The sequence below is a fragment of the Bradyrhizobium sp. SZCCT0231 genome, from assembly GCF_018130245.1.
Classification (GTDB): domain Bacteria; phylum Pseudomonadota; class Alphaproteobacteria; order Rhizobiales; family Xanthobacteraceae; genus Bradyrhizobium; species Bradyrhizobium japonicum_F.
In genome coordinates this window covers 350267-367429 of the sequence record NZ_JAFCKP010000001.1, presented here as the reverse complement: position 1 = coordinate 367429, position 17163 = coordinate 350267, and the positions used below count along the sequence as shown (strand labels likewise).

15 protein-coding genes are annotated in these 17163 nt (G+C 64.3%); 6 read left to right on the top strand and 9 right to left on the bottom strand.

Annotated elements, in window-relative coordinates:
• Positions 1–161 precede the first annotated feature (161 nt).
• From JQ566_RS01685 to JQ566_RS01675, 3 genes are read right to left on the bottom strand one after another with little or no spacing between them, the layout of a single operon-like run.
• Complete coding sequence (locus tag JQ566_RS01685) at positions 162–755, bottom strand: GNAT family N-acetyltransferase (RefSeq protein ID WP_212368782.1); 594 nt, start codon at positions 753–755, stop codon at positions 162–164.
• The gene (locus tag JQ566_RS01680; protein ID WP_212368778.1) at positions 752–1834 is read right to left on the bottom strand and encodes a PHA/PHB synthase family protein; all 1083 of its coding nucleotides are present in this window, start codon (positions 1832–1834) and stop codon (positions 752–754) included. Before JQ566_RS01680 ends, JQ566_RS01685 begins: the two co-directional genes overlap by 4 nt.
• A complete protein-coding gene (locus JQ566_RS01675; RefSeq protein WP_212368775.1) occupies positions 1831–2211 on the bottom strand; it encodes a hypothetical protein in 381 nt (126 codons plus the stop codon). The genes JQ566_RS01680 and JQ566_RS01675 overlap by 4 nt, the downstream gene beginning before the upstream one ends.
• A gap of 162 nt (positions 2212–2373) precedes the next feature.
• On the opposite strand from JQ566_RS01675, the gene JQ566_RS01670 reads away from it, so the two are divergent.
• Complete coding sequence (locus JQ566_RS01670; RefSeq protein ID WP_212368772.1) at positions 2374–3288, top strand: alpha/beta fold hydrolase; 915 nt, start codon at positions 2374–2376, stop codon at positions 3286–3288.
• On the opposite strand, the gene JQ566_RS01665 is transcribed toward JQ566_RS01670, so the two are convergent.
• The 6 genes from JQ566_RS01665 to JQ566_RS01640 form a co-directional block, all read right to left on the bottom strand.
• On the bottom strand, positions 3285–3959 hold the full coding sequence (locus tag JQ566_RS01665; protein ID WP_212368769.1) for a spermine/spermidine synthase domain-containing protein: 675 nt from the start codon (positions 3957–3959) through the stop codon (positions 3285–3287). The genes JQ566_RS01670 and JQ566_RS01665 overlap by 4 nt on opposite strands.
• Before the next feature lie 129 nt (positions 3960–4088).
• On the bottom strand, positions 4089–7328 hold the full coding sequence (locus JQ566_RS01660; RefSeq protein WP_212368766.1) for a bifunctional cytochrome P450/NADPH--P450 reductase: 3240 nt from the start codon (positions 7326–7328) through the stop codon (positions 4089–4091).
• A gap of 156 nt (positions 7329–7484) precedes the next feature.
• Positions 7485–8480 carry an alpha/beta fold hydrolase gene (locus JQ566_RS01655; protein WP_212368750.1) on the bottom strand — a complete coding sequence of 332 codons (996 nt, stop codon included), beginning with the start codon at positions 8478–8480 and terminating at the stop codon, positions 7485–7487.
• A gap of 10 nt (positions 8481–8490) precedes the next feature.
• Complete coding sequence (locus JQ566_RS01650; RefSeq protein ID WP_212368748.1) at positions 8491–10041, bottom strand: WS/DGAT/MGAT family O-acyltransferase; 1551 nt, start codon at positions 10039–10041, stop codon at positions 8491–8493.
• Between the two features lie 45 nt (positions 10042–10086).
• A complete protein-coding gene (locus tag JQ566_RS01645) occupies positions 10087–10887 on the bottom strand; it encodes an esterase/lipase family protein (RefSeq protein WP_212368745.1) in 801 nt (266 codons plus the stop codon).
• The gene (locus JQ566_RS01640) at positions 10887–11144 is read right to left on the bottom strand and encodes a DUF6489 family protein (RefSeq protein ID WP_018648137.1); all 258 of its coding nucleotides are present in this window, start codon (positions 11142–11144) and stop codon (positions 10887–10889) included. Before JQ566_RS01640 ends, JQ566_RS01645 begins: the two co-directional genes overlap by 1 nt.
• Positions 11145–11448: 304 nt before the next feature.
• Here JQ566_RS01640 and JQ566_RS01635 point away from each other — a divergent pair, with 304 nt between their 5' ends.
• From JQ566_RS01635 to JQ566_RS01615, 5 genes are all read left to right on the top strand, one after another.
• Positions 11449–13044, top strand: a complete 1596-nt coding sequence (locus tag JQ566_RS01635; RefSeq protein WP_212368741.1) for an ABC transporter substrate-binding protein — start codon at positions 11449–11451, stop codon at positions 13042–13044.
• A 104-nt stretch (positions 13045–13148) separates the two neighbouring features.
• Positions 13149–14129 carry an ABC transporter permease gene (locus JQ566_RS01630; protein WP_212368738.1) on the top strand — a complete coding sequence of 327 codons (981 nt, stop codon included), beginning with the start codon at positions 13149–13151 and terminating at the stop codon, positions 14127–14129.
• A 10-nt stretch (positions 14130–14139) separates the two neighbouring features.
• On the top strand, positions 14140–15111 hold the full coding sequence (locus JQ566_RS01625) for an ABC transporter permease (protein ID WP_212368735.1): 972 nt from the start codon (positions 14140–14142) through the stop codon (positions 15109–15111).
• A 13-nt stretch (positions 15112–15124) separates the two neighbouring features.
• The gene (locus tag JQ566_RS01620) at positions 15125–16111 is read left to right on the top strand and encodes an ABC transporter ATP-binding protein (protein WP_212368732.1); all 987 of its coding nucleotides are present in this window, start codon (positions 15125–15127) and stop codon (positions 16109–16111) included.
• A complete protein-coding gene (locus JQ566_RS01615) occupies positions 16108–17097 on the top strand; it encodes an ABC transporter ATP-binding protein (RefSeq protein WP_212368729.1) in 990 nt (329 codons plus the stop codon). Before JQ566_RS01620 ends, JQ566_RS01615 begins: the two co-directional genes overlap by 4 nt.
• Positions 17098–17163: the final 66 nt, after the last annotated feature.

The window sequence follows — 17163 nt, the reverse complement described above, 5'->3', positions numbered from 1 at the left end:
GGGGCACGGCTTATATGGCAAAGTTAATTGTGCGATGCAATATTCATATTGCACTGCGATATCACGAAATTGTGAACAGCCTTAACGAGAGGCATTGTGATGCCTCCCTCGCCAACCGGGTTCCCGAAGCCCCGATCCAAGCCTGGTGCTGGATGGCCCTCTCAGTGCTGGACAGCACCTGGCAGCCCGTAGGCCTCCATCTGGGCCTGGACCTGCGCGACGTTGTGGCCGAGCACGACGATATCGTGGGTCTTGCCGTCGACGTCCCGCACATGGTCCCGCAGCAGCGCTTCGGCCTTGAAGCCGAGGCTCTCGAACAGGGCAATTGCCGCCTGCTGATCAACGGTCATCTGGACCGAGAGCTTCTCCAGGCCCGCCCCGAGCGCGAGGGCAAAGGTTTCCTGCGACAATGCTTTGCCCACTCCCTTGCCGCGGACCTCTGGCGAAACCACCATGCGGATCTCACCGACATGGGGTGACCAGGAGTGCGGATCGCGCACCAGCGTACCGCAGCCGACGACCTTGCCGTCCCTCACTGCCAACAGGCTCTGAATTGCGCCACGCTCGATCTCCTTGACCCAGGCCGACAGCACCTTCGGCTCGCTGATGTTGCGCGGCAGGAACAACAGATCATGGGTCGGCAGGCCCTTACCGAAGGCCAGCACCGCGGCTTCGTCCGCGGGCGACATCAGACGGATCTCGATATCGCCGGCGTCGGTCTGGACGCGGCGCGGATAGGAACGCTGCTCGCTCATGTCGATCTCTTCCCCAGCCAGGAGTCCAGTTTCGGCCACAGCCGCTTCACCGCGTTCGCGCCCGCAACGAGCGAGACGTGACCGCCCTTCAGGATCACCTCTTCCTTGTCAGTCGACCCCACCTTGGCGATCAGATGCCTGGCGGCATCATAGGGCACGATGTGGTCGTGCTCGGCGACCGCATGCAGGATCGGCACCGTGATGTTCTCGAGCCTGGCCGCGCGGCCACCGACCGACATGGTGTCGTTGAACAGCTTATTATCCCACATCAGGTCCTTGGTGATGGCACGGAAGTACTCGCCGGCCAGCGGCAGCGTGTCGGTCGCCCAGCGGTCGAACATGCGGTAGGACTTCACGAATTCGTCGTTCCAGATGTTCTCCCAGAGCTGGACCTGGCTCATCGTGCGCGAGGCCGGGCGCAGCATCTCGAACGAGGACAGGATCATCTCCGGCGGCACGTTGCCGACGCTGTCGACGAGACGGTCGACATCGAAATAGCGGCGGTCGGAGAAATTCGAGAACAGCTTCATCTCGCGAAAGTCGATCGGCGTGGTGAAGCAGATCAAATTCTTCATCGGCCCGTCCTTGTGGATCGAACCGTAGAGCAAGGACAGCACGCCGCCGAAGCAATAGCCGATGATGGAGACGTCCTGCTCCCCGGAATCGGCTTGCACGCGGCGGACGCAATCCGGGATGAAGTCGAGGACATAGTCCTCCATGCGCAGGCCCTTCTCTTCCGGCCGCGGCGCGCTCCAGTCCAGCATGTAGACGTCGTAGCCACGCCTGAGCAGGAACTCGACGAAGCTCTGGCCGGGCACGAGGTCGAGGATGTAGCCGCGGTTGGTCGTCGCCATCACGATCAGCACCGGCACGCGGTAGATCTCGTCCGACATCGGTCGATAGTGATAGAGGCTCATCGTGCCGCGCGAATGCAGCACGTCCTTGGGCGTCGAGCCGAGCGACGGGCCCGAGGTCGAGAAATATTCGACGCCCTTGATGCTGCGCATGATGGCGCGCTGCACCTCGGACTGGATGCGCTCCGGTATCGCGGCGAAATCAAGTCCCGTCGGGGCGTTCATTTTTCGTCTCCGCCTTCGGACGGCGGACGTTTCGTGCGCGGCGGTCGCGGCGCGGCGCCGGGTTGCTGCGCGCCCGAATTGGCCGACATCTGGCTCAGCATCGACTTGATCTCGCCGAGTTGGCCTTCGATCGACTGAAGCCTCTCCGCGATACCGGTCATCTGATCGCGGCTCGGAAGGTTCATGGAGAGCAGGTATTTCTCCATGAGATCGCCGAACTGCTTCTGAGCACCTGCAGCAACGCCGCCGGCGCGGTTCATGGCTTGCGAGAATTCGGGCGTCTCCATCGCCTTGGTCGCGAGGGAGTTGAAACCCTTCTCCATCTCGCCAACCATTTTCTGCCACAAGGCGACCGGATCGGTGATCTTGTCGGTCATCAGGGTCCTCCCAATGTGGAGGGCTTTGCACCCTTCTTTCCACGCCATACCACACCGTCGCGAGGTGCCGGTCAACCGGCAAGCAGCGGGTGTGGCGTCGCGCAGGCGGCTTCTTCGCGGAACGAAACCGTGCGATACAGCATCGATCAGCAGGAGGGACCCGTGACCGCCCATCAGCCGCCCCAGACCGTCCGCGCCAACGGCATCGACATCTGCTACGAGATTTTCGGCAACGACAATGCCGAGCCGCTGCTGCTGATCATGGGTCTAGGCGCGCAGATGATCCATTGGGACGATGCGTTCTGCGAGCAGCTCGCCGCGCGCGGCTTCCGCGTGATCCGCTTCGACAATCGCGACATCGGCAAGTCGAGCCATCTCACGGGCGGCAAGCGCCTGACGCCGCTCGAGCTGCTGAAGCTGCGCTTCTTGCGGATCCCCGTGGCCGCAACCTACAAGCTGATCGACATGGCCAAGGACACGGTCGGCCTGATGGATGCGCTGGGCATCAAGTCAGCGCATCTGGTCGGGGCGTCCATGGGCGGCATGATCGCGCAGGAGGTGACGCTGTCGTTTCCGCACCGCGTGCGCTCGCTGACCTCGATCATGTCGACCACGGGCAATCCGCGCGTGCCGCCACCGACACGCGAGGCCGCAGCGATGCTGATGGCACCGCCGCCGCGCAGCAAGGAAGAGTTCATCGTCCGCTACGGCCAGACCTGGAAAGTGCTGCGCGCCGGGCATTTTCCGGAGGAGGAAGCGCTCGACCCTGGCCGCGCCGAGCGCGTGTTCGCGCGCGGGCTCAATCCGGCCGGCGTCGGCCGCCAGCTCCGCGCCGTGCTTGCCTCCGGCAGCCGCAAGGAGCGGCTGCACGCCGTGAAGGCACCGACGCTCGTGATTCACGGCACCGTCGATCCGCTGGTCCATACCGAAGGCGGCAAGGACACGGCGGCGTCAATCCCGAATGCAAAGCTGTTGATGATCGCCGGCATGGGCCACGCACTGCCGATGCGCTTCTGGCCGGAGATCATCGGCGCCATCGACAAGCACGCGCACGGCGCGGCGGCGCAGGCGGCCTAACCCTTCCGCGCGATCCAGATCACGTGGCGCGCGCCGCCGCCTCTACCGGTCGCGCGGACGTTGACTTCGTTCACATCGAAGCCGGCGCTTCGGAGTCGCCTGGTAAATGCCGGATTGGGTCCCGACGACCAGACGGCCAGCACCCCGCCCTGCCGCAGCGCCGTCTTCGCAGACTGCAACCCGCTCGCGCTATAGAGCGCATCATTGCCCTTCCGGGTCAGCCCTTCGGGTCCGTTGTCGACGTCGAGGAGAATGGCGTCGAAGGCCGACCGCTGCGCCCGAATGATTTCCCCGACGTCAGTCTCCCTGATTTTGACACGGGAATCGTCGAGACTATCGCCGAAGACCTCCGACATCGGGCCTCGCGCCCAGGCGACCACGGAAGGCACGAGCTCGGACACCACGATCTTCGCCTTATCTCCGAGCACGGCGAGCGCCGCACGCAGCGTAAAGCCCATGCCGAGGCCGCCAATCAGAACGACAGGCTTGGCAACCTTCTCGATCTGCTTCGCGGCAAGAGTCGCCAGCGCCGCTTCCGAGCCCGACAGGCGGCTGTTCATCAGCTCGTTGGTGCCGAGCTTGATGGAGAACTCCTTGCCCCGCCGCATCAGGCGGAGCTCTTCGTCGGAGCCGGGGATCTTGGCGGTGTCGATCTTTTCCCAGGGAATCATGGGCGAGCTTTAGCACGATTTACTTCGTAGCCCGGATGGAGTGCAGCGCAATCCGGGAAACTCTCTCATGCGGAAAGACCGCCCCGGATTTCGCTTCGCTCCATCCGGGCTACGGGAGCGCGCCTTGGGCTAACCGCCCGCCCAGACGTCGAGCACGTACCGGTTCTTCGTCCCCATCTCCTCGATCCACCGGGCACCGGCGGCAGCATCGCTGCCACTCTTCTCGCGATGGATCGCAACCAGCGCCGCCTTCACGTCGGGCTCCATTTTCCCGCCATCGCCGCAGACATAGATGATGGCGCCCTGTTCGATCAGCGGCCAAAGCTTGTCCTTCTGCGCGGCGAGCACATGCTGCACATAGGTCTTGGGTCCGTCGGCGCGCGAGAACGCGGTGAAAAGCTCGGTGATACCGCCCGCCGCCAGCGCTTTCAGCTCATTCGCGTAAAGAAAATCCTGATCGGGATGGCGACAGCCGAAGAACAGCATGGCCGGACCGAGCGTGGCTCCTTTCGCCTTGCGCGCCGCGCGCTCCTGGAGGAAGCCGCGGAATGGCGCAAGCCCCGTGCCGGGGCCGATCATGATGATCGGCACGGACGGATCATCGGGCAGGCGGAAGCCGGCCTTGGTCTCGCGCACGGTCGCGTAGATCGTATCGCCCGTGCGCCGGTTGGCGAGATAGTTCGAGCAGATGCCTTTGTAGAGACCGCGCCCCGAGGCGGCTGGACCTTCGACCACGCCGACCGTGACGCTGCATCGCGCCGGGTCGACCGACGGCGAGGACGAGATCGAGTAGTAGCGCGGCGCCAGCAGCGAGAGCATCTCCAGATAGACGTGGAACGGCAACTCACAGGCGGGGTATTCGAGCAGCAGGTCGAATACCGATTTGCGCCCGGCCAGGATCTCGCTGCGGTAGCGCTCGAGGGGCTCGGATTCCTCGCCGACGAAGCCCAGCAGCTTCGGCTTGGTGACCGGGCAGCGGGTGTGCTCGGCCATGACCTGGATCTGCTTGCGGGTCGCCACCTGCTGCAGCTCGACGAACTCGCTGAGCAGACGGCCGACAGACACGGCCTCGCCGACCGGCAATTGCGCGCGGCGGCCTTCGGCGACCTGCAACCTGATCTGGTCGGCCGGCAGGAAGCCGAAGCGGCGGGCAACGGAATCCACCAGCGTCGGATCGTTGCGCGGGACGACGCTCAAATGATCGCCAACGCGGTAGGTGATGTTGGACGGCAGCTGCACCTCGATGTGGCGCGTCGAACGCTCCGACGGATTGGGGCCGCTCTTGTTCTGGAGCTCGTCGTTGGCCAGCACCTTCATCGCCACCGCGCCGCCCTGGGCGACGATGGTGTTGACGGCGGTCACCGCCACCGGCTGGATGGCATAGAGCGGATCGTCCTCCGCCGTGCGGGTGAAATTCCAGTCGATGCCGAATTCCTTGGTGGCAACCTGGGCCGCCGCCGGGAACCATTTCTGGAACTGGCCGTCGAGATCGCTGCGCGCATCGCCCTCGCCGCGCGGATAGACCGCGCGCGCACCATGCTTGGACAATTGCTCGTCGATGAAGCGCGGCACCGACTGATAGGTCGCGGCCCAGTCGCTGTTGCCGCAGCCGAACACGGCGTAGCGCACGCCGGCGAAGGCGTCCTTCGGCAGGTCGTCACCGAGCCATTTGACGAACTGCGTCGCATTGTCGGGCGGCGCGCCGTTGTAGGAGGCGCAAATGATCAGCACGCCGCCCTGCTGCGGCAGCTTGCCGACATAGTCGTCGAGCGGGCCGAGCTGCACGGCAAAGCCGTTGATCTCCGCAAGGTCGGCCATGCGCGTTGCGAGCTCCTCGGCGGTGCCGAGATTGGAGCCGTAGAGCACCAGCATCGGCGTATTGTGGCCGGGCCGGGTGGTGGGCTGGCGCTGCGCCTTCGGCGCCGTGGTCGCAGCCGCAACGGGCCCGCCATAGGCGCCGCGCTCGCGATCGGCACGCGGACGCACCTTGATCTTGAAGCCTTCCGGCTTGATCGTCAGCGTCTCCTTCAGGTGCATCTGATAGCGCTGGTGGTCGATCAGCTTGAAGCGCTGCAGGATCATGCCGAGCGCGAGCGCGGCCTCGTGCATGGCGAAGCCACGCCCGATGCAGGCGCGCTGGCCGTTGCCGAACGGCTTCCAGGCATTGATCGGCCGTTTTGCTTCCGCCTCGCGGCTGAAATTCTCGGGATCGAAGGCGTCGGGATTGGGACCCCACACGCTGGGATCGCGATGCAGCGCCGTCACCAGGATGGTGACGAACGTGCCCTTCCTGAGCTTGTACTTGCCGCCGCCAATGGTCTCGTCGTTCAGCGGCGTGATGCCGTAAGCCGGCGCCGGCGGCCACAGCCGCAACGCCTCTTTCAGGATCTGGGTGATGTAGGTGAGCTGCGTCACCTGCTGGTAGGTCGGCTTCGCGTTGACGTCGGGGCCGAAGACGCGATCGACCTCGTCATAGGCCTTCTTGAGAACGTCCGGATGCTTGAGCAGCGCATAGAGCGTATAGGACAACAGGCCGCTGGTGGTCTCGTGCCCCGCGATCAGGAACGTGTTGATCTGGTAGCGAATGTTGACGTCGTCGAGTTGCTCGCCGGTCACGCGATCGACGCCGGTCATCATCGCGGCGAGCATGTCCCTCTTGTCGTCGATCCCCTCCGCGCTCTTGCGGCGCTCGGCGATGATCTCGTCGACCATCTTGTTCATGAAGGCGACGTCTTCAGCGAGCGTCTTGCGCCGCTTCTGCATCCAGAGCTGCTCGAACGGCAGGCCGCGCGTCATCATGATGGTTTCGAGCGAGCGCACCAGCGACTCGACGAAGGGGTGATAGTCGCGCCGGTAGAACGAATTGAAGCGGTAGTCGAAGCCGCACAGGCCGATCGTATCAAGCGTCAGCGCGGTCATGTCGTGAACGACATCGATCTCGTCGTCGGCGTTGAGCCGCTCCCATTTCTGGACGAGCTGCTCGGCGATATCGACCATGCTTCCGTGATAGGACTGCATGGCGCGGTTGCCGAAGGGCTGGAGCAGGATGTTGTGCGCCTTGCTCCAGTTCGGCTCACGGGTGTCGGCGGTGAAAAGGCCGTCGCCGCCGACCGCACGCACGCGCCGTAGCGCGCCGCGCACCGTCTTGTCGAAGCGCTTCTCGTCGGAGAGCTCGTCGACCAGATCGTGGCCGGAGACGACGACGATCGGCGAGCCCATCATGTCGAGCCAGAAGATCGGACCGAGCTCCTTGGCGAGCCGCGTCAGGTGCTGCACGGGCGCGGCCGGGTCCAGCGACAGCATGTTGCCGACCACCGGCTTGGTCGGCGGATGCGGGATCGGGTCCAGACGGTTCTTGGATGACGTCATTAAATGCGCTTCCCCCTGCCTCGACAGTCACCTCGTCATTGCGAGGAGCCTTGCGACGAAGCAATCCGGAGCGTCTCCGCGGACACATTCCTGGATTGCTTCGCTTCCGACCTTCGCTCTTCGAGCTACGGCGGACAAGTCGCTCGCAATGACGAGCTAGCCAAACCGCCTTCTACGCCATTCGATCAGCTTGGCGCTGACCTCTTCCGGCTTCTCCTGCTGCGTCCAATGGCCGCTGTCCTTGACGAGATATTTCTCGAGATCGGGAATCAGCTTGTCCATGCCATCAGCGGAGGATGGCGGCAACACAGCGTCATTCTCGGCCATGATCATCAGCGACGGCACGCGGACCGTATGATCGAGCCCTTCGGCACGCGCCCAGTTGCGCGACATGTTGCGGTACCAGTTGATGCCGCCGGTGAAGCCGGTTCTGGTGAAGGCATCGACGAAGACTTTCCTCTCTTCCGGCGACAGGATCGGCGTACGCGGATCGTGCTTCGCGTCATAGCCGGCAATCATCTGCGGAAATGCCAGATTGAGCCGCGGCGAAGCGCCGACACCGGCAACCACCTCCTCCGGCGGCGCGTCGGCCGGGCGCGGCACCGGCTTGCGCATGAACGCATCGAAGGTTTGTTCGACGCGGCTACCGAATATCCTGTCGGGCTCGCGCGCGGGATCCTGGAACTGCACGATGTACATCTTGTCGCCGAAGCGTGCGCGCAACAGTTCGATCGGATCGGCCCAGGCCCGGTTGGTATGTGGCGTGTTGATGCCGACCACGCCAGCGACCCGGTCGATGTGCCGCAACGGCATCTGCCAGACGATGAAGCCGCCCCAATCGTGACCGACGAAGATCGCCTTGTCGATCTGCAGATGATCGAGCAGTCCGACGAGATCGCCGGTCAGGTGCTCGATGTCGTAGGCCTCGACCGGCTCGGGCCGGTCGGTCGCACCGTAGCCGCGCTGGTCCGGCGCGATCACACGGATGCCGGCCTCGCTCAACGCCTTGATCTGGTGGCGCCAGGAGAAGGCGAGCTCGGGCCAGCCGTGGCACAGCACGACCGGCGGCTTGTCATCGGCCGGGCCAGCCTCGTAATAGCCCATGCGGATTCCATTCGTCATCGCGAACTTGAGCGGCGGCATGTCAATCATGGCGAACTTCCTACTCAGCAGCGCCCTTGATGTCGGCTGCCGGCGGCGCATAGGCCGCCTCCAGCGCGGAGAACTCCTCCGGCAGCATGTCGCACATCACCTGCACATGCGGAATGATGTTGGCGCCGACGATGAAGCCGAAGTCGAGCTGGTCGCGATAGCTCTGCACGGTGATGTTGAGCGCCTGCCCGTGCGTCGCGATCGACACCGGGAAGATGTGCAACAGCTCGGCGCCGGCGGCATAGAGCGTCTGCCGCGGCCCGGGCACGTTGGACACCGTGATGTTGGCGGCCGGCGGCAGCACGTCCGACAGATTGGAGCGGCTGTAGAGCAGCGCCAGGATCTGCACCATGATCGGTGCGCCCAGCATCGAGATGTTGGAGACCTGCGGCATCAAGGCGCGCAAGGGATGCGACATCTCCTTGGACTTGGTCGATTGCGCGATGATCGCCTCCAGCCGCGCCTTGGGATCAGCGATGTTGGTCGCGATCGAGCAGATCATGCCGAACACCTGGTTGTTGGCCTCCGTGTTGCCTTCCTCGCGCAGCGAGATCGGCACGGCCGCGGTCAGGGATTTGGCCGGCAGCGTGCCATATTGCAGGAGGTAGCGGCGGACGACGCCGGAGGCGAGCGCCAGCACGACGTCGTTGAGCTTGCCGCCGGCCTGCTTGGCCAGCGCCTTCGCCCGCGACAGCGAGATCGACACGCCGGCAAAGCTGCGCTCCGACGAGATCGTCTTGTTCAGCATGGTCGGCGGCGACACCATGCTGGCAAGGCTCTCGCGCGATCTGGGATCGGCGATCTTGCCGAGCACGTCAGAGACGCTCTTGAGCACGGTCGGGATGTTGCCGGCAAAACGAACGGCGCTCTCGATCTGGTACATCGCGTTGTCGAACAGGATCGAGCCGATGTCGCTCTTGCCGGTGCGCGGCAGTTGCAGGTTCTTCGCCGCCTGGGAAGCATCGAGCGGCTGGCTGAACAGCTGCTGATAGGAATCGAGCAGGTTCGCGGCGATGTCGCGCGGCTCCTGTCCGGGCTTGGTTCCACCGGTCGGCGGCTCGACCTTCCGTGGGATCGGCGAGATGTCGTAGATCATGTTGGTCAGTGCTGCGCCGGCGCCGCCATCGATCGCAGCGTGGTGCATCTTGGAATAGAGCCCGACCTCGTTGTCCTTCATGCCCTCGAACACGTAGAACTCCCAGAGCGGGCGGGCGCGGTTCAACAGCTTGGCGTGCATCCAGCCGACGATGCGCTCGAGCGTGGCGCGGTCGCGTGGCTGCGGCAGGCTGGCACGGAAGATGTGACGGTCGATGTCGAACTGGTCGTCCTCGACCCAGGAGGGGTGGTCGATGTCGAGCGGCGCCTTCTCCAGCCGCGCCTTCAGGATCGGCGCGATGTGCAGGCGCGAGACGATCATCGCCTTGAAGTCTTCGAAGAAGTCGCCCTTGTAATCGTCGGGCAGGCGGAAGATCGCCATGCTGCCGACATGCATCGGCATCTCAGGCGTTTCCAGATAGAGAAACGACGCGTCCAGCGACGACAGCTTCTTCCCGTCAGCCATGGTTCCCTCCCGAATATTCGACGGGCGCCTTGGCGGCGCTTCTCGTCAGGCCGATACTGCCTGTTCCGGCGGGGCATATGCAATGGCAAACGGCCCGGCCCGGTCAAATGGCGAAAATTCCCCCTCCGGTTGCGCCAGGCGGTCCGCCACGGCCCACAGCGCCGCCGGGTTCACTCCGAGCCCGATATGGCTCGCCAGGTGCACCTCGATATTCTCGGCGCGGTCGGAGGGGCGGAGCAGACAGGTCCGCCAGTTCACGACGCCGTCAGCGCGTGAATAGATCGACGTCGTCGGCACCGGGAGATCGCCGGCAATCGCCTCGCGCGCTTCCGCGAAATCCTCCACCCTCTCGCCGGACATCGCCTCGTAGAGCCGCGTGGCATTGGTCGCCCGCACGTCGTTGGCAAAAGGGCTGCCGAGCGTGACGACGTAACGGACCTTGTCGGGTGCCCAAAGCGCGAGATCGCGGGCATAGACGCCGCCGAGGCTCCATCCGACCAGGCTGACCTTGCGCCCCGTGGCGGCATGGATTTCGGTCAAACGGGCGCGCAGCGAATCCCGTATCCGCCCGAGCCCGCCGAGATTGCGGCCCATCCGCCAGGCATGTGCCTCATAACCGAGCTCGCTGAGATAACGCCGCATCGGCACCATCGAGAGATCGCTGGCGAGAAAGCCCGGCAGCGCCAACACCGGATGGCCGTCCCCCCTCGGCGCGCGCATCAGGAGTGGCGACAGCAGCAGGCTCGCATTCAACTCTAATAGCCCACGGGCCTCGGCGAGCAGCAGGCCGAGACCCGGCGGACGAAGCCGGCCTGGATCCTGCGACCCGTCCCGCCCGGACTGCACTATTTCTTCTTGTCGCTGCTGCGCGGGCTGCCGAGACCAGCCATGGTGACGAACATGTCCTGAAACCGCTCGGCGATCTTCGGATCGAAGGTGAACCAGCTCTGGATCAGCGATTCCGGCGAGACTTTCTCGATATTGCTGAGGACCTGCTGCTGCAGCTTGTCCATCACCGCCGTCTGCATCGGCGCCACGTCGGGCAGACCGAAGAACTGGCGGGCCTCGAGGGGGGTGCAGTCGATTTCGATGTTAACCTTCATGTCCCCTCCATATGAGATTCGAGCGGCCTGTCGGAGTATCGCCGCGAGTTGTGGCGCAACGCAAGCGACCTGATGCCGGCGCGACCTGCCCGGTCCTGCAATCAGCCGGTATGGTCAACCAATGTCGAAAGGCGCGGTCCTCCATGCCGGGCGACACGGTCAGCATTGCTGCACAGCGGCGCAACTTGGCGCGTTCCTTGCTGGAATGGCGCTTGCACGGGTCAAGAACTCTGGGCAACATGGATCAGTCAGCCTCGCCGAACAATCAAAAATCACCGGCGCGGCAGTGTGGAGAGGGTCAAGAATGTCAGTCGGTCGGAGTCTGTTTGCGGCGACGCTCGCCGCTACGCTTGCGTTGGCGGTCTCGCCGGCATCGAGCCAGACGCTGCGTTATGCCAACCAGGGTGACCTGAAGTCGCTCGATCCCTATACGCTCAACGAGAGCACCACCCACGCCCATCTCGGCCACGTCTATCAAGGCCTCACCGCGCGCGACAAGGATCTCAAGATCATTCCGGCGCTGGCGGAAAGCTGGGAAACTCCGGAACCGACCCGCTGGCGCTTCCATTTGCGCAAGGGCGTGAAGTTCCACAATGGCGACCCCTTCACCGCCGACGACGTGGTGTTCTCGGCCGACCGCGTTCGCAAGAAGGGGTCCAACATGCAGACCCGCCTTGCGCCGGACGTCAAGGTCGTCAAGGTCGACGACTACACCGTCGATTTCGTGCTGCCCTCGCCCAATCCCATCCTGCATAACGCGTGGGATGTCTGGTACATCATGGACAAGAAATGGGCCGAGGAGAATAACGTCGTCGATCCGACGCCGGTGGCGGCGACCACACCGAGCTACGCCTCGCTGCACGAGAATGGCACCGGCCCCTTCATCATCGAAAGTCATCAGCCCGGCGTGAAGACGGTGTTCAAGGCCAACCCCAATTACTGGGGCAAGGTCGAAGGTAATCTGAAGGAGATCATCTTCACCCCGATCGCTTCCGACGCCACCCGCGTCGCCGCGCTGCTCTCGGGCGAAGTCGACGTCATCGAGCCGGTGCCGATCCAGGACATCTCCCGCGTCGATTCCAGCCCAAATGCCCAGGTGCTGAAGGGACCGGAGCTGCGCACCATCTTCATCGCCTTCGACCAGATGCGTGACGAGCTGCTCTACTCCAACATCAAGGGCAAGAACCCGTTCAAGGACGCTCGCGTCCGCGAGGCCTTTTACAAGGCGATCGACATCGAGCTGATCAAGACGCGCGTGATGCGCGGGCTGTCGACGCCCTCGGCGCTGATGATCGCGCCGGAACTGTTCGTGCTGTCCAAGGAGTTCACGCGGCCGAAATTCGATCCTGACGGTGCCAAGAAGCTCCTGACCGAAGCCGGCTACCCCGACGGCTTCGAGGTCACGATGGACTGCCCGAATGATCGTTACGTCAACGACGCCGCGATTTGCCAGGCCGTGGTCGGCATGCTCGCCCGCATCGGCGTCAAGATCAACCTCCTGGCGCAGCCGAAGGCGCAATACTTCGCCAAGGTGCTGAAGCAGGGCGGCTACCAGACCTCGTTCTACCTCCTGGGCTGGACCCCGAGCACGATGGATTCCCACAACGTGCTCTATGACATCATGGGTTGCCGCAACGATGCGAAATCCTCGCGGGGCGAAGCCAATCTCGGCGGCTACTGCAACAAGGAGTTCGACGCCATCACCGACAAGGTGCTGGTCGAAGCCGACACCGCCAAGCGCAACCAGCTGATCAAGCAGGCCTACGAAATCGGCAACAAGGACTGGGCCTATATCCCGCTGCACCAGCAGGCGCTGGCCTGGGGCGTCTCGAAGAAGGTCAACCTGCCGCAGCGCGCCGACAATCTCGTCATGTTCCACTGGGCAACCAAGAAGGAATAGCGTCAGTTGAACACGAGGTCCCGGCGGCGTCAGGCTTCCGGGACCTTTCCTTTTCCGGCTGACAAGGACGTCGGCCGTCCGCACACCCAAGGACAGTGGAAGAAATGCTCGCTTTCACTCTTCGCCGCGCCATTCAGGCCATCGGCGTCATGTTCGCTGTCGGCATCATCGCGTTCTCGATGTTCCGCTTTGCCGGCGACCCCGTCAACCAGATCGTCTCCATCGACACGTCGGCCGCCGAACGCGCGCTCGTGCGCAAGTCGCTCGGCCTCGATGACCCCGTGCCGGTGCAGTTCGTCCGCTATTTCGCCGATGCCGCGCAGTTCAAATTCGGCGTCTCCTACCAGTTCCGCCAACCGGTCTCGGCGCTGTTGATGGAGCGTATGCCCGCAACGCTGGAGCTCGCGATCTGCGCGACCGTGTTTGCAATGGTGTTCGGCATCCTGATGGGCGTCTATTCCGCGCTCAAACGCGACACCGTGCTCGCCAAATTATTCCAGGCGGTCTCGCTGATCGGCATTTCGCTGCCGACCTTTCTGATCGGCATCCTCCTGATCTATCTGTTCGCGGTGACATTGGGCTGGTTGCCCTCGTTCGGCCGCGGTGAAGTGGTCAAGCTCGGCTGGTGGACGACGGGCTTGCTGACGCTGTCCGGACTGAAGGCACTGATCATGCCCTCGATCACGCTCGGTCTGTTCCAGATGACCCTGATCATGCGGCTGGTGCGTGCGGAGATGCTGGAAGTGTTGCGAACCGACTATATCCGCTTCGCTCGCGCCCGGGGGCTGACCACCCGCGCCATCCATTTCGGCCATGCGCTGAAGAACACGCTGATTCCCGTGATCACGGTCGCCGGCCTTCAGTTTGGCTCGGTTATTGCATTTTCGATCATCACCGAAACCGTGTTCCAATGGCCGGGCATGGGACTTCTGTTCGTGCAGGCCGTGCAAAACGTCGATATCCCGATCATGGCCGCCTACCTGCTGATGGTTTCGCTGATTTTCGTCACCATCAATCTGGTGGTCGACATCCTCTACACCGTGGTCGATCCGCGCCTGCGCTCGACCGTCGGTCGCGCCGCATAAGGCAGCCTGCATGTCCGACGCAGTCGTTTCCAATTCCGACAAGCAGGGCGCGCAGCCGATGCAGGCCGCCCACAGCTGGTTCAGCCGCGCGCTCGACAGCGACCTGTTCTATTCGTTCCGGCGCTCCAAGCTCACCATGGTGGCAGCGGCCATTACGGTCCTGTTGTTCCTGCTTGCGATCTTCGCATCCGTGCTCGCAGTGCAGAACCCCTTCGATCCGGCACAACTGCAATTGATGAATTCGCGGATTTCACCGCTGTGGACCGCGGACGGTCAGAGCCCGTTCCTGCTCGGCACCGACGAGCAGGGCCGCGACGTGTTCTCCGCCATTCTCTACGGCATGCGCATCTCGCTCGCCGTGGGCGTCGCCGGCGTGATCTTCGCCGGCGCGCTCGGCATCGCGCTCGGCCTCATCGCCGGTTATTTCGGCGGCGCAGTCGACGGCGTGATCATGCGGATCGCCGACGTGCAGCTCACCTTCCCCGCCATCCTGATCGCGCTGCTGGTCAACGGCATCGCAAAATCGATCCTCGGCAACCGGCTGGACGCCACCAGCATGCTGGTGGTGCTGGTGATCTCGATCGGCCTGAGCTTCTGGGTGGGCTATGCCCGGACGGTGCGCAGCTCGGTCATGGTCGAGAAGAACAAGGACTACGTGGCCGCCGCGCAGCTGATCGGCCTGCCCGCGCCGAAGATCATGCTGCGACACGTGCTGCCGAACACGATGGGGCCGATCCTGGTCATCGCCACGATCAACCTCGCGCTCGCCATCATCACCGAGGCGACGCTATCCTTCCTTGGCGTCGGCCTGCCCGATACCATGCCCTCGCTCGGCACGCTGATCCGCATCGGCAACAACTATCTGTTCGCGGGCGAATGGTGGATCGTCGCCTTCCCCGGTCTTGCACTGGCCGCGCTGATCCTGTCGATCAATCTGCTCGGCGACTGGCTGCGCGACGCGCTCAATCCGAAGCTCCGATGAGTACGCCTGGTCCATGACCGAACCCGTCCTTTCCGTACGCGATCTTCACGTGGAGTTCGCCTCCCGCCGCGGCACGCTGCGCGCCATCGACGGCGTCTCCTTCGACATCGCCAAGGGCGAGGTGCTGGGCGTGGTCGGCGAATCCGGGGCCGGCAAATCCGTCACCGGCCTCTCGGTGATCGGCCTGATCGATCCGCCCGGCCGCATTGCCGGCGGCGAGATTCATCTGGCGGGCCTGCGCATCGACAATCTGCCGCCGGAGGAGATGCGCCGTATCAGGGGCAAGCGCATCGGCATGATCTTCCAGGATCCGCTGACATCGCTCAATCCGCTGTACAAGGTCGGCGACCAGATCGTGGAGACGATCCGCACCCATCTCAATCTGTCCGAGGCGGCCGCACGCCGCCGCGCCATCGACCTCTTGGCCGAAGTCGGCATTCCCGCGCCGGAAAAGCGCATCGACGGCTATCCCCACGAGTTCTCCGGCGGCATGCGCCAGCGGGTCGTGATTGCGCTGGCGATCTGCGCCGAGCCGGAACTGATCATCGCGGACGAACCAACCACCGCACTCGACGTCTCCGTGCAGGCGCAGATCATCTCGCTGATCAAACGGCTCGGACGCGATCACGGCACCGCCGTGATGCTGGTGACGCACGACATGGGCGTGATCGCCGAGACATCCGACCGTGTCGCGGTGATGTATGCGGGCCGCGTCGCCGAGATCGGTCCGGTGCAGGACGTCGTGAAGAACCCGTTGCATCCCTACGCCAAGGGCCTGATGGGCGCGATCCCGACACTCGCCGCGGACGATAAGCGCCTCGTGCAGATTCCCGGCTCGATGCCGCGCCTGTCGGCGATCCCGCGCGGCTGCTCGTTCAATCCGCGCTGCGCCTTCGCCTTCGATCGTTGCCGTGTCGAGCGGCCGGAGCCGCTGCCGCGCGGCGCGCAATCCGTCGCCTGCCATCTCTATGACAATGTGCCGGCGGAGAGCGCGGCATGAGCGCTCCCTTCGTCCAGGCCAGAAACCTGCGCCGCGTCTTCGACGTCTCGAAACCATGGCTCAACCGTGTGCTCGAAGGCGGTCATCTCGAATATCTCAAGGCGGTCGATCACGTCACCTTCGATATCCGGAAGGGCGAGACGTTTGCCCTGGTCGGCGAATCCGGCTCCGGCAAGACCACGGTGGCACGCATGGTCGTCGGCCTGTTGCCGCCGAGCTCCGGCGACGTGCTGATCGACGGCGTCTCGATGACGGACCCGCGGCAAGCGCCCGCACGCCGAAAGCTGCGCCGCCGCATTCAGATGATCTTCCAGGATCCCTATGCGAGCCTGAACCCGCGCTTCCGGGTCGATGCCATCATCTCCGAGCCGATCCGCGCCTTCGACCTGATCCAGGGCGAGCGCGACATCCAGGCCCGCGTCGGCGAGCTGCTCAGCCTCGTCGGCCTGCACCCCGACGACCGGCTGAAATACCCGCACGAATTCTCCGGCGGCCAGCGCCAGCGCATCGCGATCGCACGCGCGCTCGCATCCGACGCCGAATTCATCGTCTGCGACGAGCCGACCTCGGCGCTCGACGTCTCCGTGCAGGCGCAGATCCTCAATCTGATGCGCGATCTCCAGGACAAGTTCGGCCTGACCTATATGTTCATCAGCCACAACCTCGCCGTGGTCCGTCACATGGCGAGCCGCGTCGGCGTGATGTATCTCGGCCGCATCGTCGAGATCGCGGAGGGACGCGAGCTGTTCGCCCGCCCGCGCATGCCCTACACCAAGATGCTGCTCGGCGCCGTGCCGGATCTCGCCATGAGCGGCCGCCAGCGCATTCCGGTGAAGGGCGAGATCCCGAACCCGATCAATCCGCCGCCCGGCTGCGCCTTCAATCCGCGCTGCCCGCTGGCGTTCGATCTCTGCCGCAAGGAAACGCCGGAACTGATCGACGGCGTCGCCTGCCACGCGGTCAACACCGCGCCGGTCCCGGCGTGACGCGCGCGTGCCATGCGGCCTGCGCATTGGCGGCGCGGCATCGGCTGTGATCAATTGCGCGCGCCG

Coding starts and splice junctions, on each gene's coding strand:
- JQ566_RS01650 (WP_212368748.1), bottom strand. CDS start 10,041: ATGGCTGACGGGAAGAAGCTGTCGTCGCTGGACGCGTCGTTTCTCTAT.
- JQ566_RS01640 (WP_018648137.1), bottom strand. CDS start 11,144: ATGAAGGTTAACATCGAAATCGACTGCACCCCCCTCGAGGCCCGCCAG.
- JQ566_RS01635 (WP_212368741.1), top strand. CDS start 11,449: ATGTCAGTCGGTCGGAGTCTGTTTGCGGCGACGCTCGCCGCTACGCTT.
- JQ566_RS01680 (WP_212368778.1), bottom strand. CDS start 1,834: ATGAACGCCCCGACGGGACTTGATTTCGCCGCGATACCGGAGCGCATC.
- JQ566_RS01675 (WP_212368775.1), bottom strand. CDS start 2,211: ATGACCGACAAGATCACCGATCCGGTCGCCTTGTGGCAGAAAATGGTT.
- JQ566_RS01660 (WP_212368766.1), bottom strand. CDS start 7,328: ATGACGTCATCCAAGAACCGTCTGGACCCGATCCCGCATCCGCCGACC.
- JQ566_RS01630 (WP_212368738.1), top strand. CDS start 13,149: ATGCTCGCTTTCACTCTTCGCCGCGCCATTCAGGCCATCGGCGTCATG.
- JQ566_RS01655 (WP_212368750.1), bottom strand. CDS start 8,480: ATGATTGACATGCCGCCGCTCAAGTTCGCGATGACGAATGGAATCCGC.
- JQ566_RS01620 (WP_212368732.1), top strand. CDS start 15,125: ATGACCGAACCCGTCCTTTCCGTACGCGATCTTCACGTGGAGTTCGCC.
- JQ566_RS01625 (WP_212368735.1), top strand. CDS start 14,140: ATGTCCGACGCAGTCGTTTCCAATTCCGACAAGCAGGGCGCGCAGCCG.
- JQ566_RS01685 (WP_212368782.1), bottom strand. CDS start 755: ATGAGCGAGCAGCGTTCCTATCCGCGCCGCGTCCAGACCGACGCCGGC.
- JQ566_RS01615 (WP_212368729.1), top strand. CDS start 16,108: ATGAGCGCTCCCTTCGTCCAGGCCAGAAACCTGCGCCGCGTCTTCGAC.
- JQ566_RS01665 (WP_212368769.1), bottom strand. CDS start 3,959: ATGATTCCCTGGGAAAAGATCGACACCGCCAAGATCCCCGGCTCCGAC.